Source organism: Candidatus Zixiibacteriota bacterium, assembly GCA_017999435.1.
Classification (GTDB): Bacteria; Zixibacteria; MSB-5A5; order GN15; family FEB-12; genus JAGNLV01.
Window position 1 is genome coordinate 312,537 of sequence record JAGNLV010000004.1, and the last position, 22,125, is coordinate 334,661.

Genomic DNA, 22,125 nt, shown 5'->3' on the forward strand with positions numbered 1-22,125 from the left:
CGTCTCCGACCCGCGTCCGCGGGTTCGATGGTTGACTGTTCCGATACAATAAAGGGTCGTTTGCCGGCAAATGCACGAGAAATTTTTCACAATCGCCGCCGGTCCGCCCGACCCGGCCGCCCCCCGCCGAACAGGTCTTTCAAAACCAGGATGGCCGCATGATACCCGCACATGCCGTGCACTCCGCCGCCGGGCGGCGTCGAGGCCGAGCAGATGTACACCCCCGCGAGCGGCGTCCGGTAAGGCGCCCGCCATCCCGCGGGCCGGGTGAACAACTGCCGCGCATCGAGTACGCCGCCGGTGATATCGCCGCCGACATAGTTCGGGTTATACCGCTCCATGTCCGCCGCGTGCAGGGTATGCCGGCCGATGATTACTTCGCGAAACCCGGGTGCGAAGCGCTCAATCTGCGCTTCGATCGCCCCGGTCATGTCGATTGTCGAGCCGTTCGGGACATGGCAGTATCCCCAAGCAGTGTGTCGGCCCGCGGGCGCCCGTGAGAGATCGAACAGGGTCGGCTGCGCCAGCAGCACAAACGGCCTCTCCGGATGTTTCCCGGCCCATACCAGCCGCTCCGCCTCCGCCACCTCCGCGAAGGTCCCGCCCACGTGAACGACACCTGCCCGGCGACATTCCGGCGCGGTGAAGGGAATCGGTTCGCGCAGTGCCCAATCCACCTTGCACACCCCCGGTCCATGCCGGTACTGGGCGAGTCGTTTGCGGTAAGCCTCCGGCAGCCGGGTTCCCGCAATATCGAGCACCTGCCGGGGCGAGAGGTCGAGCAGGACCGCTCGGGCCGGGGGAAGGTCCTCCAGGCTGCGAATCTCGCGATTGAGGGAGATCTCGACTCCGAGCGTGCGGGCGTGCGCCGCGAGAGCGTTGGCCAGCCGCTGAGCGCCGCCGCGGGGCATCGGCCAGCCCGCCGTGTGGGCGGCCGCCCCCAGGACGAGCCCGGCCGCGGCGGAGACCGGCCGGTCCAGCGGCAGCACCCCGTGCGCCGCCGCCCCAGCGAACAAGGCCCGCCCGCGCGCGGAGCGAAAGTGTGCGTCCGCCACCCCCCGCGCCGACCGCAACGCCCGCATCCCCAACCGGGCCATCGCGGCGGGATGCCGGGGAAAATGCAGGGGCGCCAGCGCCTCCGGGAACAGCTTGTCCCACCCCCGCACCAGCGGCGCCATCAGGCGAAGGTACCCGGCGCGGTCCCCCGCCAGATGCCCGGCCGTATCCTCCATTGAACGCCACACGGCCGCCGCCGAGCCGTCGTCCAGCGGGTGCGCGTAGGCGATCGGCGGATGCACCCAGTCGAGTCCGTAGGCCTGCAGCGGCAGCCGCGCCAGGAACGGCGACCCGGCCGCGAGCGGATGGACAGCCGAGCAGACGTCGTGCACGAACCCCGGAAGCGTCAGCTCGGACGAGCGGAGTCCCCCGCCCGGGGCGGCGGCCCGTTCGTAGACGGCCGCGCTCAGCCCGGTCTCAGCCAGGGCAATCGCGGCCGCCAGACCGTTGGGGCCGGATCCCACGACCACTGCATCATACTCCGTATGCCTGCTCATCACGTCGCCTCGGCGCCGTCGGGAAAACGCCCCCGTGTCGCGCACAACCGGCCGCGCCTGTCACTACAACACGCCTCCCCCTGTTCGGTTCGCTCTCGGAGAACCACGGGCGGAGGATCGGGCCCCCTCGCCTCCTCATTTTTCTTTACAACTTTCCGAAATCATGTATCGTAGGGAATAAGGAATTAGCGCGCCGGCTCTCGTTCATGGACGGCCGGCGACCCCACCGCCACCGCGGGCGCCGCTGCCCGCCGAGAAAGGAGTTTTTGATGTTGGCCATTGTCGTAGGCACCGCGGGGAACTCACACGCTCGAGGACTGGGCCGCTAGCGCCGCCATCTCTTCCTGAAGCGATGCGCCGCCGGCGTATCGCCGCTCTGTCCTTCCCGAATCCCCGGTCTTCGCCCCCTCCTCCGAAGGCGTGAGGTCGTATTCCCCGCTCTCACCCCAACAGTCAACCCCGACGGCCGTACGGCCTGAGGGCGCCGCACCGGCATACGTCTTCGCCGTTGGCGCCCCGGGGAAATTCGGACAATGTGTCGGAGAGCAGCATATAATGGACCTGACTGAATTCGGATTTGATGATCGCTGGGGCGCGCTGATGGCCCCGTACGCGGCAGCGGGACTGGTCCCGGCCCGCGTGGTCCGACAACATCGCGAGCGCAGCATTGTGATCGCCGCGGCGGGCGAATTGACCGGCGAGGTCGCCGGCCGCTTTCGCCGCGACTCGGCCGGCCGGAGCGACTACCCGGTGGTCGGCGACTGGGTGGCCGCGGAGATCGCGGGGGACCGGCTCGCGGTCATTCACGCCGTGCTCCCCCGCCGCAGCGCTTTCACGCGCAAGGTGGCCGGGAACCTGACCGAGGCGCAGGTGGTCGCCGCCAACATCGACACCGTCTTTCTCGTGACCGGTCTCGACGGCAATTTCAGCCTCCGCCGCATCGAGCGCTACCTGACGAGCGCCTGGGACAGCGGCGCCTCTCCGGTGATCGTGCTCAACAAGGCCGACCTGTGCGGCGACCCGGCGGAAGTACTGGCCGGCGTGGAGGCGGTCGCGCTCGGGGCGCCGGTGGTTGCGTTGAGCGCCCTCGACGGGAGCAACGTAGAGGCCCTGCGGCCATACCTGGTTCCCGGCCGCACCGCCGCATTGCTCGGGTCCTCGGGCGTGGGGAAGTCGACCCTCATCAACCGTCTCCTCGGCGAGGAGCGTCTCCCCACCCGCGAGATCAGCGACCGCGCCGGCCGGGGCCGCCACACCACCACCCACCGGGAACTGGTGCAGCTTCCCGACGGCGCGCTCCTCATCGACACCCCCGGCATGCGCGAGCTGCAGTTGTGGGCCGATGAGGACAGCCTCGAACGCGCTTTCGACGACATCGAGGCGCTCGCCGCCCGCTGCCGCTTCGCCGACTGCCGCCACGAAGCCGAGCCCGGCTGCGCGGTGCGCGCGGCCGTCGACGCCGGATCCCTCGACCCGGCGCGGCTCGAGAGCTATTTCAAGCAGCGCCGGGAGCTCGCGTTCCTCGGGCTCAAGATGGACGAACGCTCCCGCCGGCAGGCGGACAAAAGCCGGGGCCGGCGTTTCGCGCAGATGAGAAAGGAGATCAAGCAGCGCAAACCGAACTTTGACAAGTAGGCAAAAAAAAGACCCGGCGGACTCGCTGTCCGCCGGGTATCGTTTCGCGGCCGGCCGCGCCGTCAATCCGCCACCACCGCTCGCATTTCCTGCAGCGCCGGGATGGCATCGAGGCTGTATTCCCAGATGGCCATGTTTCCGTCGACGGTACTGGCGTTTGACTCGATGACTTTGCCTGGGAAGGTGACGATGAATCTGACCTTGTGCCCGGCAAAGGCTTTGGCAAACTCGTTCTGCTGGCTGTCGACGTCGGCCGGTTCCATAGTCCCGGCCTCTCCCGCATCGTCCGAGGCCGCAGCTTCCTCGACCGTCTCGTCCGCAGGCGCTTCTCCGGCCTCCTCCGGCTCAGTCGCCTCTCCCTCCTCGGCCTCGTCCGCACTTGCCCCTTCCTCCTCCATTCCCGGTTCCTCCTCGTCGCTCCCCGACTCCAGCGGCCGTCGGTACAGCCAGGTGCCGTCGGGTTGACGTTCGAACGTAATCCCGCTGAGGCCGGCCTCGGCGAGTCCGGTCGCGTCTCCCTCTTCGTCATCCGGGGTGAGCAAGTTGGAGACTCCGGCCGCGGCGTTGAGATCGGCGAACGTGAAAGTCATGTCCCAGATTTTGTTGGCCTCATCCTCCGACGCCCGGTACGAGACCAGTTCCACGCCCTCGGTTGTTTGGGCGATCGCCTGCCGGATCGAATCCTCCGACAGCTCGGCGAATCCGAGGTTTACCTCGGTCGAATCCTCGCCCGCGAGCGCAGCCATCGACTTTGCGAAATCCTCGAACTGCTGCAGGTACTCTTTGTTGACGGCGTAGTGGAAGGAGACTTTCCCCGACCCGTCCTTGTCGATCACCATCTGCTCTTCGTAATCAAAACAACCCGCGGTCAGCCCGGCCGCGAGCGCCACCAGCACCAGCACCCAGGTGCGCCTCATGATACACCTCGTGATAGTTGATTCGGATCTGATTTTTCTACCGGACATTAATCGTGGCCGCCGGGTCGCCTGTCAAGCATCAACTCGGCGCCCGGTTGCGGCGCGCCGCGGATTTCACCGGACCGTCAGTTCATCCAGAAGCGCGCGGTAGCCATACACCTTGTCCAGAAGAAACAGGATGTAGCGGACATCCGCCACCACCGCCCGCGAGAGGTTGCGGTTGTAGCAGAAATCCTTGTGCACGCTCTCGATATTGGTGTCGAAATCCAGGCCGATCAATTCCCCTCGGCCGTTCAGCACCGGACTGCCGGAATTGCCGTTGGTGCCGTCGTTGGTCGTGATGAAATCGACCGGCACGTCGTTCAGGTGGGCGTCGACATACGGCCAGAAATCGCGCCGCCGCCAGACTTGTTTCAGTTCGGCCGGCACGATAAACGGTTCTGCTCCGGTCTCTTTCTCCATCACCCCGGTCAGACTCGTAATGTAATCGTGGGTGACCGCGTCGCGCGGCGAGTAGCGGCGCACCTCGCCGAAGCTGAACCGCTTGGTTCCGTTGGCATCCGGGTAGAGGCGGTCTCCTTTCCACGCTTGCAGCGCCCGCATATATTGGCGTTCCAGCCGCCCTGCCGCGCTCGCGAAGACCCGCTCTTCGGTCTGCATCCGCTCGAACTCGGGTCCGAGCGCCGCCGCGAGGTCGATGAACGGATCGCGCAGGCGCCGCAGGTCCGCGGTCGACATGCGAAACATCTCCCGCCGCGCCTGCTCCTGCCCGACTTTGGTCTGCGCGAACATCCGGTCGAGCAGTCGGTCCAGGAACCGGTCGCGCTCCGGCCCGCCGGCGAACAGGCTGTCGACCGCGGCCAGCCGCTGCCCGTCCGGCAGCGCCAGCGCCTGCTCGAGCCAGTAGCGCATAAACACGCGGTCCATCGCCGGGACGAGATTGATCTGCGCCTGCTCCAGGCGCCGCAGCACGCGGAGCGAATCCCGGTCCTGGTAACCGCTCTCGCGCTCGGGGTCCGGTTTCTCCCGCTGCTCCGCCCATCGATACACCTGCCGGGCCAGAGAGAGGTGATCGACATACCAGACCATGCCGAGCACTTCCCGCCGCTCGCGCGCAGCGGCGTGGGCATCGTAGAGACTGTCGAATGCCGGGATCAAACCGCCGAAACGCTCCCAGCGCGCGGAATCGCCGCGCAGGAAAACCGTCAATTCGGCCTCGGCGGCCGCCGTCCTGGCCACGACGCTGTCTCTGGCCAGACCGGCCACCAGCCCCTGCGTCTTCTTCATCCGGTTGCTGATCCCCTGCACCGTCGAGGCCATGCGCAGAGCGATCCCGGGATTCTCCGCTCCCGCCGAATCGATTTTCGCCAACAGCTGCAGGGACCGGTCGATCGACCGCGGGTAGGTGAAGTTCACCGCCTCGGCGATGGCGCGCGCCACCGTGTACCGCTGCGTCTTCCCCGGATAACCGATCATCATCGTGAAATCCCCCTCCTTGACTCCCTGTGCCGACACCGGCAGCCACGCCTGCGGCTCGTACGGGACATTGTCCCGGGAATACTCGGCCGGCTTTCCATCGGGCCCCACGTATGCCCGGAGGAAGGAATAGTCTCCCACGTGGCGGGGCCAGATCCAGTTGTCGATCTCGTCGCCGTAGTTCCCGATCGCCATCGGCGGCGCGTGCACAATGCGGACGTCGCGGATGCGCAGGAAGGTTGTCAGCGTGTATTTCGTCCCGCCGTAGATCGGGGTCACCTCCGCCTGGATGTCGTCCCGGCCCTGCTCGGCTTCCCGGACAATCTCTTTCGTAATCCGGTCGAGCGCCTCATAGCGCGCCAGGCCGTCGAGTTCCTCCGGCACCGCCGCCAGCACCCGGTCGCTCACGTCCGCCTCCGCCAGCGTGACATACACGCTCGTTCCCACCGCGCGGATCTCCTCCGCGGGCGTGGGAGCGTAGAAGCCGTCCCGAAGGTAGTTGTGCTCGACTGTCGAGGCGCGCTGGATCGCCCCGAAAGCCACGTGGTGGTTTGTGATGATCAGCCCTTTCGGCGAGACGAAGGAGGCGCTCCCGCCCCCGAGGTTGATGCAGGCATCCGCAACATCCGGCCGCGCAGTGTCGTACATCTGCTCCCGCGACAACCGGAGCCCCCGGGCCTGGAGGCTGTCCCAATCAAGGCGGTCGAGCTCATACAGCGGCCACATCCCCTCGTCGGCGGCGGCCCCGCCGCTCAGAGCGGCCGCGATCGCGACTGCCGTCATCAGGCTGCGAGCGCCCCCGCGACGGCCGAAGCGAACTCCTCGGAACTTCAGGTAATCCCCCGCGCCGAGCCTGGTGTGGAAACGAAGACGCATACGCCAACTCCTGCTCAGGTTTCCAGCAATCTGGCTCATGACACCAAAACTGGCAAGCGCTAATCCTTGGCCGGGCGGTCGAATTCGCTGCTCAATTACCGCGCCCGCCCAGCCGATATACCTATCAGGTACACCGGACCTTCCCTGGAGGATGATATGCGCAAAAACGCCCCCCTGCTGATCGCCCTGTTTCTTGCGACCGCCACCCTGGCCCCAGCCGTCGACTTCGGCTTCGGCCTCCAGGTGGATGACGAAGGGCGCAAGAGTTTCTACCTGGCAGTCAGCAACCACTACCAGGTTCCGGAGAAAGAGATTGTGGTGGTCCGCGAGCGGCACATTCCCGATGAAGAGATGCCGGTCGTCTTCTTCCTGGCCGCCCGCTGCAACGCCTCCCCGGCGACCATCATCGACCTGCGCCTCGGCGGCAAGTCCTGGATGGACATCACCCTGCAGTTCGGCAAGACCGCCGAGATATTCTATGTGCCGGTCGAGGACGTGTCGGGCCCGCCCTATGGCCACGCCTACGGCCACTTCAAGAAGCATCCGAAAAACCGGTGGGGTGAAATCCGCCTGAGCGACGACGATGTCGTGAACTTCGTCAACCTCAAATTCATCTGCGACCACTACGGCTGGACCCCGAACGAGGTCATCAGGATGCGCCAGGACGGCCGCGGTTTCATCGACATCAACCGCGACATCAAGGACCGGAAGGCGGGCGCGAAAACACAGGCCAGCACCGGATCGAAAGACCAGCCCGCCAAGAACAAGGGCAAGGGGAAAGACAAGCAGAAGTAATCCATCCCTCAACACCGCCATCCCCGACACGGGCCGCCTCTCCGGCGGCCCGTGGCTTTTTTGGGGGAGCCCGATTGACAAGGGCCGGGCGGCGGCGTTCCTTGCAGCCGGAGATCGGTGATGCATCTGCTCGCCCTGGAACCATACTACGCCGGCAGCCACCGCGCCTTCGTGGACGGTTGGATTGCCGGCAGCCGCCACCGCTGGACCTTGCTCACCCTGCCGGGCTACAAGTGGAAGTGGCGGATGCGCCACGCGCCCTTGACCTTCTGCGATGAAATTGCGGCCCGCCGGCGAGACGGCGAGCGGTGGGACGGTCTCTTCGCCACCGACATGGTCGACCTCGCCCAACTGCTGGGGCTGGCCCGCGCCGCTCTCGGCAACCTCCCGGCCGTTGTCTACTTCCACGAGAACCAACTCACCTACCCCAGTCTCCATGCCGGGGAGCGGGACTACCACTTCGCCATGACGAACTTTTCGACGGCAGCGGTCGCCGCGGGCGTCTGGTTCAACTCGGATTTCCACCGCCGCGAGTTTCTCGAGGGGTTGCGGTCCTTTTTCCGGCGGATGCCCGACTACCCTCCCCTGGCCTGGGTCGACCGGATCGCCGCGCGTTCGGAGGTGTATCCCCAGGGGATCGCCCCGCCGCGGCCGCTTTCAGCCCGGCCGCCCGGACCGCTGCGGATCCTCTGGGCCGCCCGGTGGGAGCATGACAAGAACCCGGAGGACTTCTTCGCCGCCATGCGCGCGCTCCGCTCCCGGGGGGTCGATTTTCGTCTCAGCGTGATCGGCGAGCAGTTTTCCGAGGTACCGGCGGCCTTCGCCGAGGCCCGGCGGGAATTCGCCCCGCTCATCGACCGCTGGGGTTATCAGCCCGACCGCGCGGACTACGAGCGCGCCTTATCCGCCGCCGACCTCATCGTATCAACCGCCCGCCATGAATTCTTCGGCGTGGCCATTGTCGAGGCGGTCGCCGCCGGGATCCGGCCCGTGCTCCCTCAACGCCTCGCCTACCCCGAGATATTCCCCCCGCAATCGTTTCCCGACTGGTACTATGACGGTACGGTGGCCGGGCTGGTCGACAAACTTGTCATGCTCGCCCGACGCTTCGCCGAGACCGGCTCCCTCCGGTCGCCGTCCCTCCCCGCCGGGGCGTCCGCGGCCGAGCGCTTCTTCTGGCCTGTTCTCGCCCCGCGGCTGGACGACGCCCTGGAAGCCGCGCTCCGGCGATAACCGTTGACTTCGCCCGACGACGGCCCGTATCTTGCGTTCGGCAGCAGCGTGGGGACAGCCTCTGCGATCACCCCGCGCGGTCACCCTGTACTGGCTGGACGAAACTCGCCGCCATTATCGAATTGACGACACAAGGAGAGTGTGGAGAAGATGCGCAGAATAGTTGCAGCCGGGCTGGGCGTTGTGCTGCTGGCCGGCCTGCTCGGGGCCGCCTCCGGCCTGATCGGCCCGGCCGGCGATCCTTTTGACCCGACACTCCTTCGATCCCGCCCGCTTCAGTCGGGGGATAGCGCCGGCGACACGTCTCTGTCGATCACCGTGGAGCGGTCAGGCTTCCCGCTCATCCGCGTCTACGCCGACGTCCTGGATGAGAGCGACGGGCCGGTTGCGGGTCTCGCGGGGCCCGACTTTGCGGTGACCCAGGACGGTGCGCCGGTCTCTTTTTCCCTGCTTCCCGCGGCCGAGATTGGCTGCCCGGCGGCATTCTGCCTGGTTTTTGACGTCAGCCTGAGCATGGCGGGCGAGCCGCTCGCCTCAGCCCGCCGGGCCGCCCACCGGTTTGTTGACCGGATGGGGCCGTTCGACCGCGCCGCCGTGGTCTCCTTTGCCGACTGCGCCATGGTCAATGCTCCGTTCACCGACGACCGCGCCGCTCTTCACGCCGCCGTCGACTCGCTCGTTGCTCTCGGTTTGACCGCCTCGTTCGACGGCGTGTACCTGGGCGTCCAACTGGCCGCCGCCCAGCCGGGCAACCGTGCTGTCATTGCTTTCTCCGACGGCTGTGACAACAACAGCGCCTACTGCGATCTTCCGGCCGACGGTTGGGCCGACGGCTACGAGGACGATTCGGCGCTTGTCTGCGATCTCGCCCGCGCCGCCGCCGTCTCCGTCTACACTCTCACCTTCGGCACCCTCGACTCCGTCTGCGGCGATGCAATGGAGGCGTTCGCCCGCGGCTCCGGCGGTCTGCATCGGTACGCATCGGATGCCGACGCCGTCGACTCCGTTTTCGCCGCCATCCAGCACGCCGTGTGCAGCCGCTACCTGATCACCTACTTCAGCCCCGACTCCGCCGCCGACCACGATTTCCATCTTGTCGAAGTGTGCGCGACGCTCGGTGGCGCCGTGTGCTGCGACACCGCGGTCTATCGCGAACCGGCGGTCCCGACAATCCACCTCGCCCCCACGACCCTGCAGCTCAGCGACACCTGTCAACCGGCCGCGGAAGATATCACGATTGAAGCGCTCGCAGAGGATCCCGGCGGCGCAGGGCTTCAGGATGTACGGCTCTTCTACCGCCAGGTGGGAGCCGCTCCGGAGCCGTACCGGGATGTCGCCATGATCGCGGTCGGCGGGGACCGGTATGCGGTGGTCCTCCCGGCCGGCGCGTGGCCGCCGGACGCGGCGGGCTTCGACTATTTCATCAGCGCGGCCAACGGCGACGTCACCGTCACCCTGCCCGCCGTCGATCCCTTCCAGCTTCCCTTCGCGGTCAGTTTCTGTCCTAACCAGCCGCCCGAGATTTCTGCGGCGGCCGCGGTGTGTGTCGACTCGGGTGCGCTCCTCTCTGCCGTCGTGCGCGACGATCCCGACGGTGTCGCCCGTGCCATCGCCGTCGTGTTCGACGGCGGCCTTCCGAGTGTGTACGACATGCTCCCGGTCGGGGGCGATACGTTTGCGGTTGCCCTTCCGCGCGTGCCGCAAAACGCCCGCCTCCTCCTGTCTGTCCGGGCATGGGATAATCTGGGCCTCTCCCGCACAACCGTGCCGCTGGATTGGCACTGCGGCCTGCTGCCCGAGGACAACTGGATTGCGCTTGTCTGTTCCGGCCCGGTTTTCGCCGGCCGATCGCTGCGGCCGGGCGACTCCCTAAGGGTTTTCGATCCCGACGGCGTCCTCTCGGGGAGCGCCGTGGTCGGCGATGATTCCACCTTCGGCTCGCTGCGCGTGGTCGGCGACGACCCCTCCACTCCGCTCGTTGACGAGGGCGCGGAACCGGGCGACCTGCTGACCTTCACCCTGAACGCTGTTGAGGTCCTGCTGACGCCGCCGGTTTTTTTCAGGGCGCCGGGCGACACTATCGAAGTCTGCGATCGCGTCTCCTGCCGGCACTTCGCGCTTGACCCGGGCTGGCACCTCATCTCCTGGAACCGCGCCTTCCGCGCCGACATCGACTCCCTCGTCTCGCTCCTCGGCGGCGCCGCCTGTGTCGACGTGGTCCTGGGTTTTGAGCGGGGCGGTCTCACGTACGATCCGAATCTGGTCGAATTCTCGACCCTCTTCGAGGCCGATTACCACCGCGCCTACTGGCTCCGGCTCGCCTGCCCGGCGACGTTCGATATTTGCGGAGGAGCGATCGCGCCGCACGACACGCTCCCGGTGCGCCGCGGGTTCAACCTGGTCCCCTGCTGGCCCGACAGTTCGCTCCCCGTCGAGACCGCCTGGGCCTCCATCCTCGAATTCACCGACGTCGGCCTGGGCTTTGACGGAGGCAGCCGTATCTGGCTTCCCGACGGCGACAGCGCCAACACGCTCACGGAGCTCGCCCCCGGTTTCGGCTACTGGGTCCACGCGGACCGGGACGGATACCTCGTGTATCCGGGATGGTCCTCTCCTGCCGGCCGGCCTCTGCCGGACGAACCCTTCGGCCTGGCCGCGCCGGCCGTACCGGCCACCCAGACCTGGATGTCGGTCTACGGCGTCGGGCCCGCCTGCGACGGCCTGCCTGTTGCTGATGGCGCCGTCATTGAATTCCACACATCGGGCGGCGTGCTCTGCGGACGGGGGGCGATTGAGGACGGGATCCTTCCCTTCACCCCGGTCTACGGGGCCTCCACAGCCGCGCCCCTCTACCCGCGGCCGGGGGACACGCTCACGGTTTGGGTCGACGGGTCTCCGGTTCTCCCGCCCCTGGTCTTTCAGGGTCACGGCAGCCGTGTCCCTTTGCCGGCTCTCCGGTCATCCGCATCGGGCCCGGATTCTCCCCGCCTGCCTTCCGCCTACGTCCTCCGGCAGAACTACCCGAACCCGTTCAACCCGCAGACTGTCATCTCCTTTGACCTGCCGCTTCCCGGCCGGGTGGCCCTGACTGTCTACAACATCCTCGGCCGGGAGACCGCGGTGCTCGCCGATCAAAGGTACCCCGCCGGGACCCATGCGGTGATCTGGGACGGGCTCGATAAGGACGGACGGCCGGTCGGTTCGGGAGTCTATCTCTACCGGTTGGAGGCAGGCGGCGCGGTGTTGAGCCGCAAGATGCTGCTCTTGAGGTGAGGGGCGGTAGCATTTGCGCCGCGCAGGATCGAGTTGCCCGGCGGCCCGAATATGCCGATATTGTCCGTGTCCCCTGATCCGTTTCCGCAAGACGCGGGCAGGCGTGGGGAAAGGAGACTCGATGTCGCACGTGGTCGGATCCCGTTGGGCCGCGCTCATTCTGCCGGCCGCGCTCGTGGTGGCTTTCTCGGCCCGCTCCGAAGTGATCTCTTATCAGGGCCGTCTGACTGATCCCGACGGGCTCCCGATCGCGGACAGCCTCTACTCGATGACCTTCTCCCTCTATGCCGACTCCACGGGCGGCGCCCCGCTGTGGCAGGAGACGGCCACCGTTCCGACCTACCGCGGTCTGTTCGTGCACCTGCTCGGGGCCGTGAGCGACCTCCCCTCGGCCCTGTTCGCCGATCACAGTGCGCTCTTTCTGCAGGTCACGCTCGGGGGAGCGGACCTCGCGCCCCGCACGCGTCTCGCCGCAGCCCCGTCGGCCATGGTTGCGCGCCAGTTGTACCTGACCGATGCTGCCGGCGGCTTGCTCGGCCGCACGGTCAATGATTCGGGCGGCGCCTTCATCCTCTACGACACCGCCGGCGCCCTCGGCATCGCGCTCCGCGGCGGCCGCGCCTCCGATTCGGCCGTCGTGTTCCCGGACTCGGCGATCAACGCCGACGAGATCCTCGATGAGCCCGGCATCGTCAACGGCATCAGCAGCGATATCATCACGCTCTCGACCGCCGAGATGACTGACCTGGTGACGGTCGAGATCACCATACCCTACGACGGCCTGATCGTCCTCTACGGCAAGTGCTACGCCGTGCTATCGGGCACCACCGGCCCCAACGGCGCGCAGGTGCAGATCGACGCCGTCGAGGGGGGGCTCCCGATTTTTCCGTACTACACGCAGGCCGGCCTGAGCGGCTTTGTCAACACCGGCGCCAACTACTTCCCCGCCGTGGTCACGCGCACGTACTACAAAGAGGCCGGCACGTACGAATTCCGCCTCGAGGCCAAAGCGACCCAACCGTCGCCGGCGCTCGCCCAGACCTGGGACCATGTCCTCACCGCCCTGTATTTCCCGACCGCCTACGGCTACACGACGGTGAGCACGAAGACGGCCGGGGGGGTGGCCACACCGCCGCCCGGCTCGGACAGCCGGGGGAGCGGCCGCCTCGGGGAGACCATTCGGGACGACGCCCCTCTGGTCGGGGACAGCGCGCGCACCGACCGGTGACCGCCGGCGGCGGCAACCCTTTTCATCGCTGCGCAAAAAATGGCCAATTTGGAGCCGTCAAATCTTTTTTGGAACCGGCGCCGGCGGCCCCGGTTAGAAATCACAGCGGGACCGGGATGTCCCCTTCCCCGCCATTCCGATAGAAGGAGCGTGTACCGCCGATCGATAGCGAAACCTGAATTACCGCCTCAACGGACCGAGCGCTCGCGCTCGCCGGGAAAGGAGCCGCTGATTCATGATCGCCTTCGTCCGCCCGCGGGGAGTGGGCGTGTTGCTCGCCGCCCTGGTGCTGTCGGCCGCCGCCGTCCCCTGTCTGGCCGCCCCGCCCGACTCCCTCAACGCACTGCAGACCGCTCTGGCGGATTCGCTCGACCTGAACGGCAAGGTCGTGTATGTCGACTTCTGGGCCTCGTGGTGCGTGCCCTGCCGCCACTCTTTCCCCTGGATGCAGGCCCTCTCCGACAAGTTCCGCAACCGCGGTCTCGAGATCATCGCCGTCGGCGTCGACCAGGACCACCGCGCGGCGGTGAAGTTCCTCGAGGAGAACCGCACCGCTTTCCCGATCGTCTTCGATTCGACCGGCCGTCTGGCCAAGCTCTATGAACTGGAGGCGATGCCCACCTCCTTCCTCTATGACCGGAGCGGCCGCCTTGTCTCCACTCACCGGGGCTTCCGCCCGGATGAGACCGACAGTCTCGAGGCGGCCATTGTCCGCCTGCTCGACAAGGGAGGGGCGCAGTGAGACGGCTTCGATTCTTCGTGCTTTCGGCCGGGGCTTTCGCGCTCGCGGCCGTCCTCTCCGGGTGCGCCGCCGTCGGCGTGCAGGTCTGGGAACGCGACGTTCTCTCCAAACCGGAAATGCAGATGGACAGCCATGCGCTCGACCGCGCCCTGGATGACCACATCTATTTCAGCAAGGAGGCTTCCAGCGGCGGGCGCAGCTTCGGCGGCGGGGGATGCGGATGCAATTGACCAACCGGCCGCCTCTCCGAGGCGCGCTCAGCGCCCTCACCGCGGCCCTGCTCGGGACCGGCGCGGCCGCGTCCGAGGGGCGGAATCGCGTGGAATCGTCGATCCTCCTGTATTCCGAGGTCGACCGCGTGCAGGCGGCCGAAGCGATCATCGGCCTGGGCCGGGCGCTCAAGGGGGACCGGATGCTCAGCGCGCGGCTGACCCTCGACGGCCTCACCGGCGCCTCGCCCAACGGCGCCACGCCGTCGGCCCGCGTGCAAACCTTCACCCGCCCCTCCGGCGAGGGCGGTTATTCCGTAAAGCCGGGCGAGATTCCGCTCGACGACACCTTCAAAGACACGCGCTACAGCTTCGACGGCAGTCTGGCTCAGCCGCTCGACCGCCTCACCACCATTGTCCTCGGCGCCCACTACTCGGGCGAGCATGACTACACATCCCTGGGGGCCAGTGTCGGTCTCTCCCGCGACCTGAATCGGAAGAACACGACGCTGTCCGCCTCGGCCGCCTATTCGCGCGACCGGGTCCGCCCCGAAGGCGGTCCTCCTGACCCGCTGAGTTCGATGAGCGCGCGGGCCGACGACGATGATGACGACGACGCAGGCGAGCGGGAGCTCGCCGCTCAGGATGACGACGGCGACGACGATGACGACGAGGACCGTGAGAGCGACGCCGGCGAGGGGAAGAACGTGTACGACGTCGTCTTCGGCCTCACGCAGGTGCTTAATCGACAGACCGTCCTCCGTCTCAACTACTCCTACAACCACTCGTCCGGCTACCTGAACGATCCCTACAAGATAGTGAGCGTTGTGCAGGGACCGGGTGGTCCCGACGCCGGCGAACCGGTCGATTACCTCTATGAGGCCCGTCCCGACGGCCGCGCCAAGCAGGCGGTTTTCGCCCAACTGCGCCGCTACCTGAGCGGGCACACGATCGACCTCTCCTACCGCTACTTCTGGGACGACTGGGGCGTGACCTCCCAGACCGTTGAACTTTTCTACCGACTGCCCGTGAAAGCCGGGCACGCGCTCCAGCCCCACGTCCGCTGGTACCGCCAGACGGAGGCGGACTTCTACCGCGTTTTCCTGGTCGAGGCCGCTCCGGCGCCGGCCCATGCCTCGGCCGACTACCGGCTGGCTCCGTTTCACGCGGTGACGGCCGGGCTGCAGTACCTGTTCCCGGTCGGTCAGGGGGTTCAGGTGAGCCTCGGCGGCGAGTACTATCACCAGGCGGGGGATATCAGCCCGCCCCGTTCGATGGGCGTGCTGAGCACGTACGAGTTGTTCCCCGACATGGACGCCGTCATGGTCCGGGCCGGATTCGACTATGAATTCTAAGGCCGCGCCGGAGTGCTCTGTCCGGAAGGGCGGATCCCACTGGACGATTTCCTTCTCCGCCATGGCGAGTCCCTGCGAGATTCTCATTCGCTGCCGCCGCCGGAGCGAAGCCGAACACGTGGCTTCGCTCGCGGCCGCGGAAACGCGCCGCATCGAACGGAAACTCAGCCGGTACCGCGACGACAACATAATCCACGCCATCAACGCCGGCACCGGCGCGGCGGTGGAAGTCGATGACGAGCTCGCGCGCCTCCTCACCTATGCCGACCAGTGCTACCGCCTCAGCGGCGGCCTCTTCGACATCACCTCCGGCGTCCTTCGCCGGGCCTGGAAATTCGACGGATCGACGGCTTCGCCGGACCGAGACCTGATCGAGTCGCTGCTCGGACGGGTCGGGTGGGAGAAGGTCGAATGGGATGGGCGGCGCCTGCGCCTGCAACCCGGCATGGAAATCGATCTCGGCGGTCTCGGCAAAGAGTACGCGGCCGATCGGGCGGCCGACCTCGCGTTCCGCGCCTCGGGGGCCCCCCTCATGGCCAACTTCGGCGGCGACATCCGGGCCCTCAGCGCCGACCCCGACTCGCCGCCGTGGGTCGTGGGCATCGAGGACCCGCTGCGCGAGGGAACCGCCGTCGGTCGAATAGACCTCAGCAACGGCGGCGTCGCCACCAGCGGCGACGCGCGGCGGTTCTGCCTGGTGGAAGGCGTGCGGCTGGGTCACATTCTCAACCCCCGCACCGGGTGGCCGGTGGCCGATGCTCCCCGAAGTGTCACGGTTCTGGGAGACTACTGCGTCGAGGCCGGGTTCCTGGCCACCCTGGCCATGCTGCACGGCCGGGCGGCCGAGGACTTCCTCGCCGGAGAAAAAGTCCCTTACCACTGCATCCGGTAGGCCCCCTACTTCACGAAAACCATCTTCCTGGCCCCGGCGGCCTTCCCGGCCTCGAGCCGGTAGAGGTAGACCCCGCTCGCCACCGGCGCCCCCGCGCGATCCGTGCCGTCCCACAGCGCTTCATAGATCCCCGCCGCCCGGTACTCATCCACGAGCGTTTTCACGCGCTGCCCGAGCACGTTGTAGACCGCGAGCCGCACGCGCGCTCCCTCCGCCAGAGAATAGCGGATCACCGTCTCACCGTTGAACGGATTCGGGTAGTTCTGGTCGAGCGCGAACCGCCGCGGCAGTTCCGGTTCGGGATCCACGCCCGTGGCCACGCCCAGGCGGTAAATCTTCACAGAACCGCCGTCCGAGGCCGCGACCATCTCTCCCGACACTGCGATGACGGTGCCCGGGTCCCCGCCGTACTCCGCCAATTCCGGCACTTCCCGGTCGAGACGGAAGACCCCGATCCCCGTGGTTCCGACCGCAAACAGCCCCCGCCCCGAGATGACCGCATCGCTCGCCGTGAACGGCATATCGATCCAGCTCTCGACAGAGAGCGCTCCGCTCGGCAGGAGACGGGACACGAGAAGCTGGTCGCGGACGAACACGAGGAGGCGGCCGCTGTCCCAGACCATCACGGAGGCCTGCGAGGGAAGGTCGGTGATGCCGGCCAACTGCGTGCGGAGATCCGGCCCGATTCGATACGACCAGATCTGGTCTTTCCCCGTGGCCAGGAAGACCATCGTGTCCGTGAGGCAGGATGCGGTGATCCCGAACTGCTGCTCCCACGGCTCCTGCGAACTGACCCGGCCGGAGTCGTTGATCGTAAAGACCTGCATAGTGCGCAGCCCCGTGACGGCGATCGCCCGAAGGGAGTCGTGCCGCAGGCGGGGCAGAAAGACGATCCGCCCCGCCATCGTGTCGTCCAGGGTGATCGCCCGGTCGACGAGGAAGGAATCGGCGAAGAAGGGCCGGCGGATCACCACAATGGTGTTGATGCCGGCCATGTAGGCCAGGAGAGTGTCGCCCGTCACCGTCAGCGCCTGCATGCTGTTCAAGTGGGGCAGGAGGGCGAAGTCCAGGTGGGGCGCGAGCGTGGAGTCAAACGTGTAGGCCTCGATCGGGTTGTGGCCGCCCGACGTGAACAGTTTGCCGCCGCCGAACGCCAGCGCCTGCACCGGCCCGGAGCGATACAGCCCCGGCCCGCTTTGCCCGAGGTCATCGATATTCACCAGAAACAGCCCGCCGGCTTCGCGGGGCAGCACCAGGTAGCGGGTTCCACCCCGGGTGAACAGCGCGCCGTCGGTCACCACGCCCTCAATCGCCATCGCGGCCCGCACCTCGCCGGTCCCCCGGTCGCGCACCTCAATGGAGCGCGGCGCCACGGTCACCATCGCATCCCCGCTCAGGTACACCCGCTGCGGCCGGTCGCCGTCGGGAACCGCGGGCGCGACGAGCGACTGCGGCCCGGGATACCGCCCGATGACGACCCCGCCGGACCGTCCGATCATGGCCGAAGTCGAGTCCGCCTGCGCGAACGAAAGAACTTCCTGGGGCACGTAGAGGTAATCGAGAAAGGCCGCCGACCCCGCCCCGGCCGGGTCGTAGCGCATGATCCCGTTGTATTCGTCGAGGACATACAGCCAGGGTCCCTCCGCCTCCATCTGCGTCACCATAATCCCCACCATGCTCGTGTCAAGGAGCGCGGCCGTTCCGGCCGGTCCGATCGCATAGCGCCACAGGCCCTCGAACCACCGCGACAGGTAGAGCTGGGTGTCGACGAGCGCCCAGTCGGCGAACGCCGCCCCGGGAGCGAACTCCCAGGCGGTCACCAGTTCGGGCAGCATCGCCGCGTCGTACGCAATCAGTCGCTGGTCGGCGGTGTGCACCATGAGGCGTCCCTCCGCCATCCGCACGGCCGCTGGATAGTAGTCAATCTCGTGCACGCTCTCTACGACAAACTGGTTGAGGCTGTCCGACCACCGGCAGACCGTCACCCCTTCGGACGAGAACCCCACGGCGAGCGAATCGACGACCTCTACGAGGTCCATCCGGTTCCACAGAATGGTGTGCACCGGCCCGTCGGCCAGGTCCGCCCAAGGCGACCCTGTCGGCGCCGCCAGCACCAGAACGACCGCGAGAACAGCCGCCGCCGATTGCCGTGTCATTCGATCACCGCCATTCGCCGCGAAAACGCCGTGCCGTCCACGATCAGCCGGTAGAAATACGTTCCCGGCGCGAGGGCCGCCTCGGAGAAATCCATCTCCTGGTCCCCCGCTTCCATCATTCGCTCCGGCAGCGTTGCGACCCGCTTGCCGGCGGTGTCGTAAATCTCGACCGCCACACGCGCCGGGGCGGGGAGATTGAAGCGCACCGGCGCCGTCGCCCGACCGACCGCCCTCGCCTCGCCGGCCGCCGACCGCTGCGCCTTGCGCACCCGAGCCGGGCCGTCCGAACTCTGCGGCGCAGCCTGCGACCCCGGGTAGATGCCGCTGTTCCCGTTGTCGTACATCCAGCGAAACGTGTTCCGCCCCTCGTCGTAACTCCCCTCGAAATCCCACACCAGCAGGCTCTGCTCGTCGCTCAGCAAGGCGAGTTCGACTTTGCCGTCGTTGTCGAGGTCATCGACCAGCGGGACCTGCCGCCCCGAGGCCACGGTCGCCGACGGTGCGGGCGTCCGTTTCGGCCAGCCGGCCACCGGCACGGCCGCATAGTCCAGGATGTAGAGCAGCTCCGGACCGGTCCCCGGCAGCAGGTGCCCGGCCCGGAAGATGATCTCCGGGTACTCGTCCCCCATGATATTCGCCACGGCCGGGGTCGCGAAGGTTGCGTAGTCGTAAAACGCCTCCCCGGGAATTCCGCGCGGTCCCGTCGCGTACGGCGTGCCGTCCGCCCGGAAAATAAAGAGCGCGGCCTGATCGAATTCGAAATAGGTCATGAGAATTTCCGGCGTCCCGTCGCGATCCAGATCGGCGACCACCGGGTAGGAGGCGATCCAGCCGATCCACGAGTCGTCGATCGGCACCACCCAGCTCGCGAAATCATCGGTTCCGAGAGTCTTGATCCACACGTGCTCGAGATCATCGTCGCCCAGGCCGGTCGTGATCGCCTCCGGCAGCCCGTCGCCGTCAAGATCCGCCAGGACGCTGCCGCTCACCGAGGCGATTGTTTGAATGGTCGGGACGTCCCTCCCGAAAGCCGGGCGGCCGTTGGCCCCGTCAAACAGCCCCATGCCGGTGTGGGGGTTGGCCGAGCTGAAGGACGCGCACACTTCCCGCCGCCCGTCGCCGTCGACATCCGCGGCCGTTGCGAAGGGCGAGGTGTCTCCCCCGGTCAGGTACGAGGGGGATATCCGCGCATCGAATTGACCCCACATCTTCCGCGAGTAGAAGTACCTGTCGCCATTGAAGCGGAAGGCAATGAGCTGTCCCAGCCGGTTGATGAACAGGATGCCCGAATCGGGCACTGCTCCCGGGGGCGAACCGCGGCGCAGCTCGACAATCACCGGCGCCGGGAACCCGTATTCGTAGGGGGTCATGCCCGTGAAACAGGCCTGCGGCCAGCCGGGCGCGGCCGTGCCGTCGTCGCGAATCACGTGGAGCCCGGTCGAATCGGTGACTATGATCTCGTCATGGCCGTCGCCGTCCACATCATACACGGCCGGCACGCAGCGCACGTCGCGCCCCGCGAGCGCCGGGAAGCCGCTCAGCAGTTCTCCGTCGGCCGCCCGATACACCGCGAGTCCCCCGGACGTGGCCGCGATCAGTTCTTTGGAACCGTCCCGATTGAGATCCGCGCTCACCGCCGTCATCCCCCCCCAGCCGGGGATCCGCCGCGGCCATCCGTCGGCGAAAGCCGAAGTCACCGTGATCCCGGCCGAATCCCCTTCCACACCGGTTGCGAAATAACCGTAGAGGTACAGGGTGAACGCCCCTGTATCGGCCCCCGAGGCCGGCCAGGTATAGAAGAGCGAGTCAAATACCTCCCCGGTCCCTGCAAAAAGCCGCACGACATTCCCGCGCGGTCCGCGGCTCTTGACCACCAGCGAGTCGAAATCGGGTCCGTAAGCCGACCCCCTGACGGGGATCGCATAGTCGAACGTCATTCCGTCGGCCGGCGACGACATCGCCAGCACATTCGTCGGCGCATACGTCACCGTCACTGTCCCGCTGCGCCCGTAGCTGTCCGTGAGGCGGAAACTGAGCAGTCCCGCCGCGCCGGGGTTGCGAAAAACCGCGAGCACCGAATCGGGCGGCAGGCCGTTGCCGGCGGCGAGGAAGTGCCAGGCCTCCGGGCTCAACCCGGTCGCGTACTCGATCGTCCACCCATCGTCGTAGCCGCCGATCGTTCCTCCCTTGATAATGATGTCGCCGGTGTGGCGGCTGCGGTGTTCGGGCGCGGTGAGGTACATGCCGCCGCTTTCCATCAGACCGAGGGAGGCGTCGATATTGAGGTACCCCCAGCCGCAGAGCGAGTCTGGGCCGGGCAGATCATCCCCCTGGTTGAGCGGATCGACCAGGTCGGTCGCCCCGTGCTTCAGGATGGCCACGAGCTCGCCGAGCGACAGGTCGGGGCGGAACGACAGCAGCATTCCGGCCGCCCCGCACACCATGGGCGCCGCCATCGACGTCCCGTCCGAGAGGTAGTAGAGGCTGTCGACAATCCGCACCTCCGGCTCGTAGGCCGGGTAGGCGGCGTACATGTCGGTCCCCGCAGCCCGCAGCGACAGGATGTCCAGGCCCGGGGCGATGATGTCGACGTGCGAGCCGAAGGTCGAGAAGTAAGTCAGCTCTCCGTCGGAGTTCCCGGCCCCCACGACCAGCGTCGAATCCAGGTCGAACCCGGCCGGGTAGAACCGGCTGTTGTCGCCGCTGTTGCCCGAGGCCATGCAGACGAGCACGCCGTTTTCCCGCGCGAAGTTGATGACCTCGCGCAGGAATTGTGATTGGAAGGGCGAGCCCCAGCTCGCGTTGATCACCCGCGCCCCGTTGTTCACGGCATAGAGGATGCCGAGCCCGCCGATCCTCGTGGTCCCGTTCGGGAAAATCTTCACCGGCATGATCTCGATCCACGGCGCGATTCCCACCACTCCCGCGCCGTCGCCGTTCGCTCCCACGATCCCCGCGCAGTGCGTCCCATGACCGTCCTCGTCGCGCGGGTCGGCGTCACCCGCCGGATCGAAGAGGTTGCTGGTATCCCCCGAAATATCGTACCCGGCGGTGTCGTCGATATATCCATTGTGATCGTCGTCGCCGCCGTTGCCGGGAATTTCATCGAGGTTCCGCCAGACCCGTCCGGCCAGTTCCGGGTGATCCGTATCCACGCCTGTGTCGATGATCGCGACGACCACTTTCTCGGCCGAATCCGCCGGCGGCGACTGGTACTGGCCGACCAGGCGCACGTCCCTCCCCGCCGTACCCCGCTTGATCACGCGCTCATCGTTGTATGCCCCATCGATGCGGTTGATTCCGAAATACTCTTGCCCTGTATTCAGCAGATGCCATTGGCGCGGGAACAGGGAATCGGCGGGCAGTTCGAAGAGTTCGAGGAAGTATTCCGGCTCCACCCATTCGACATTGCCGCGGCCGAGCATGTCCGTGATGTCGGCGGCCGCCGCGGCAGGCCGCTCAGTCGCCAGGAAGTATACGCGCTCCAAATCCTCCCGGCCTGCAAGTCCGGCCTTCAGTCCGCCCGGCACGACAGGGGTCAGCCGCTCGCGGCCGCCCAGCGCCTGCCGCACCGCCGCCGGATTGACCCCCGGCGCCAGCTTGACAATGAACGCGCCCGGCACCGGCCCGCTGTCGCCGCGCGCCGCGAACCCCGCCGAGGGCCAGGCGAGAACCGCCACCCATGCGGCCGGCCACAGGATCATCCGCCGGAGTTGTTTCATCGTCACCTGGGAAGCACTTTTGACTGGCCGCGGCTGTAGCATACTCTCCGGTTTGCCTCAGGT

Annotated in this window: 14 protein-coding genes; 9 read left to right on the plus strand and 5 right to left on the minus strand. The window is 67.1% G+C overall.

Features of this window, described 5'->3' with window-relative positions; translation table 11 throughout:
* Positions 1-86 precede the first annotated feature (86 nt).
* A complete protein-coding gene (locus KA261_11760; protein MBP7698474.1) occupies positions 87-1,553 on the minus strand; it encodes an NAD(P)/FAD-dependent oxidoreductase in 1,467 nt (488 codons plus the stop codon).
* A 555-nt stretch (positions 1,554-2,108) separates the two neighbouring features.
* On the opposite strand from KA261_11760, the gene rsgA reads away from it, so the two are divergent.
* A complete protein-coding gene (rsgA, locus tag KA261_11765) occupies positions 2,109-3,188 on the plus strand; it encodes a ribosome small subunit-dependent GTPase A (GenBank protein ID MBP7698475.1) in 1,080 nt (359 codons plus the stop codon).
* Positions 3,189-3,250: 62 nt separating this feature from the next.
* Here the strand turns inward: rsgA and KA261_11770 are convergent, their stop codons facing one another.
* A complete protein-coding gene (locus tag KA261_11770; GenBank protein MBP7698476.1) occupies positions 3,251-4,105 on the minus strand; it encodes a hypothetical protein in 855 nt (284 codons plus the stop codon).
* Positions 4,106-4,219: 114 nt separating this feature from the next.
* Positions 4,220-6,457, minus strand: coding sequence for a S46 family peptidase (locus KA261_11775; protein MBP7698477.1), 2,238 nt, complete (start codon positions 6,455-6,457; stop codon positions 4,220-4,222).
* Positions 6,458-6,613: 156 nt separating this feature from the next.
* Between KA261_11775 and KA261_11780 the strand changes: the two genes are divergently transcribed.
* The 8 genes from KA261_11780 (at position 6,614) to KA261_11815 (ending at position 16,184) form a co-directional block, all read left to right on the plus strand.
* Entirely contained in the window at positions 6,614-7,252 is a 639-nt protein-coding gene (locus KA261_11780; GenBank protein ID MBP7698478.1) for a hypothetical protein, read from the plus strand.
* A gap of 120 nt (positions 7,253-7,372) precedes the next feature.
* Positions 7,373-8,485, plus strand: coding sequence for a DUF3524 domain-containing protein (locus tag KA261_11785; protein MBP7698479.1), 1,113 nt, complete (start codon positions 7,373-7,375; stop codon positions 8,483-8,485).
* A 150-nt stretch (positions 8,486-8,635) separates the two neighbouring features.
* Positions 8,636-11,758, plus strand: coding sequence for a VWA domain-containing protein (locus KA261_11790; protein MBP7698480.1), 3,123 nt, complete (start codon positions 8,636-8,638; stop codon positions 11,756-11,758).
* Between the two features lie 121 nt (positions 11,759-11,879).
* Complete coding sequence (locus tag KA261_11795) at positions 11,880-12,986, plus strand: hypothetical protein (GenBank protein MBP7698481.1); 1,107 nt, start codon at positions 11,880-11,882, stop codon at positions 12,984-12,986.
* A 235-nt stretch (positions 12,987-13,221) separates the two neighbouring features.
* Complete coding sequence (locus KA261_11800) at positions 13,222-13,728, plus strand: TlpA family protein disulfide reductase (GenBank protein MBP7698482.1); 507 nt, start codon at positions 13,222-13,224, stop codon at positions 13,726-13,728.
* A 17-nt stretch (positions 13,729-13,745) separates the two neighbouring features.
* Positions 13,746-13,958, plus strand: coding sequence for a DUF4266 domain-containing protein (locus KA261_11805; protein MBP7698483.1), 213 nt, complete (start codon positions 13,746-13,748; stop codon positions 13,956-13,958).
* On the plus strand, positions 13,943-15,292 hold the full coding sequence (locus tag KA261_11810; protein MBP7698484.1) for a DUF3570 domain-containing protein: 1,350 nt from the start codon (positions 13,943-13,945) through the stop codon (positions 15,290-15,292). The genes KA261_11805 and KA261_11810 overlap by 16 nt, the downstream gene beginning before the upstream one ends.
* 61 nt (positions 15,293-15,353) lie before the next feature.
* Entirely contained in the window at positions 15,354-16,184 is an 831-nt protein-coding gene (locus KA261_11815; GenBank protein MBP7698485.1) for an FAD:protein FMN transferase, read from the plus strand.
* A 5-nt stretch (positions 16,185-16,189) separates the two neighbouring features.
* Here the strand turns inward: KA261_11815 and KA261_11820 are convergent, their stop codons facing one another.
* Together KA261_11820 and KA261_11825 are read right to left on the minus strand one after the other, a co-directional pair.
* Positions 16,190-18,340 (minus strand): T9SS type A sorting domain-containing protein, encoded by a 2,151-nt coding sequence (locus KA261_11820; GenBank protein MBP7698486.1) that lies wholly within the window; start codon positions 18,338-18,340, stop codon positions 16,190-16,192.
* Positions 18,337-22,062, minus strand: coding sequence for a S8 family serine peptidase (locus KA261_11825; protein MBP7698487.1), 3,726 nt, complete (start codon positions 22,060-22,062; stop codon positions 18,337-18,339). Before KA261_11825 ends, KA261_11820 begins: the two co-directional genes overlap by 4 nt.
* Positions 22,063-22,125 lie beyond the last annotated feature (63 nt).

What these genes read in the sequence shown, in the direction of transcription:
- KA261_11760 (MBP7698474.1), bottom strand. Translation starts at nt 1,553, where the DNA reads ATGAGCAGGCATACGGAGTATGATGCAGTGGTCGTGGGATCCGGCCCC.
- rsgA (MBP7698475.1), top strand. Translation starts at nt 2,109, where the DNA reads ATGGACCTGACTGAATTCGGATTTGATGATCGCTGGGGCGCGCTGATG.
- KA261_11770 (MBP7698476.1), bottom strand. Translation starts at nt 4,105, where the DNA reads ATGAGGCGCACCTGGGTGCTGGTGCTGGTGGCGCTCGCGGCCGGGCTG.
- KA261_11775 (MBP7698477.1), bottom strand. Translation starts at nt 6,457, where the DNA reads ATGCGTCTTCGTTTCCACACCAGGCTCGGCGCGGGGGATTACCTGAAG.
- KA261_11780 (MBP7698478.1), top strand. Translation starts at nt 6,614, where the DNA reads ATGCGCAAAAACGCCCCCCTGCTGATCGCCCTGTTTCTTGCGACCGCC.
- KA261_11785 (MBP7698479.1), top strand. Translation starts at nt 7,373, where the DNA reads ATGCATCTGCTCGCCCTGGAACCATACTACGCCGGCAGCCACCGCGCC.
- KA261_11790 (MBP7698480.1), top strand. Translation starts at nt 8,636, where the DNA reads ATGCGCAGAATAGTTGCAGCCGGGCTGGGCGTTGTGCTGCTGGCCGGC.
- KA261_11795 (MBP7698481.1), top strand. Translation starts at nt 11,880, where the DNA reads ATGTCGCACGTGGTCGGATCCCGTTGGGCCGCGCTCATTCTGCCGGCC.
- KA261_11800 (MBP7698482.1), top strand. Translation starts at nt 13,222, where the DNA reads ATGATCGCCTTCGTCCGCCCGCGGGGAGTGGGCGTGTTGCTCGCCGCC.
- KA261_11810 (MBP7698484.1), top strand. Translation starts at nt 13,943, where the DNA reads ATGCGGATGCAATTGACCAACCGGCCGCCTCTCCGAGGCGCGCTCAGC.
- KA261_11815 (MBP7698485.1), top strand. Translation starts at nt 15,354, where the DNA reads ATGGCGAGTCCCTGCGAGATTCTCATTCGCTGCCGCCGCCGGAGCGAA.
- KA261_11820 (MBP7698486.1), bottom strand. Translation starts at nt 18,340, where the DNA reads ATGACACGGCAATCGGCGGCGGCTGTTCTCGCGGTCGTTCTGGTGCTG.
- KA261_11825 (MBP7698487.1), bottom strand. Translation starts at nt 22,062, where the DNA reads ATGAAACAACTCCGGCGGATGATCCTGTGGCCGGCCGCATGGGTGGCG.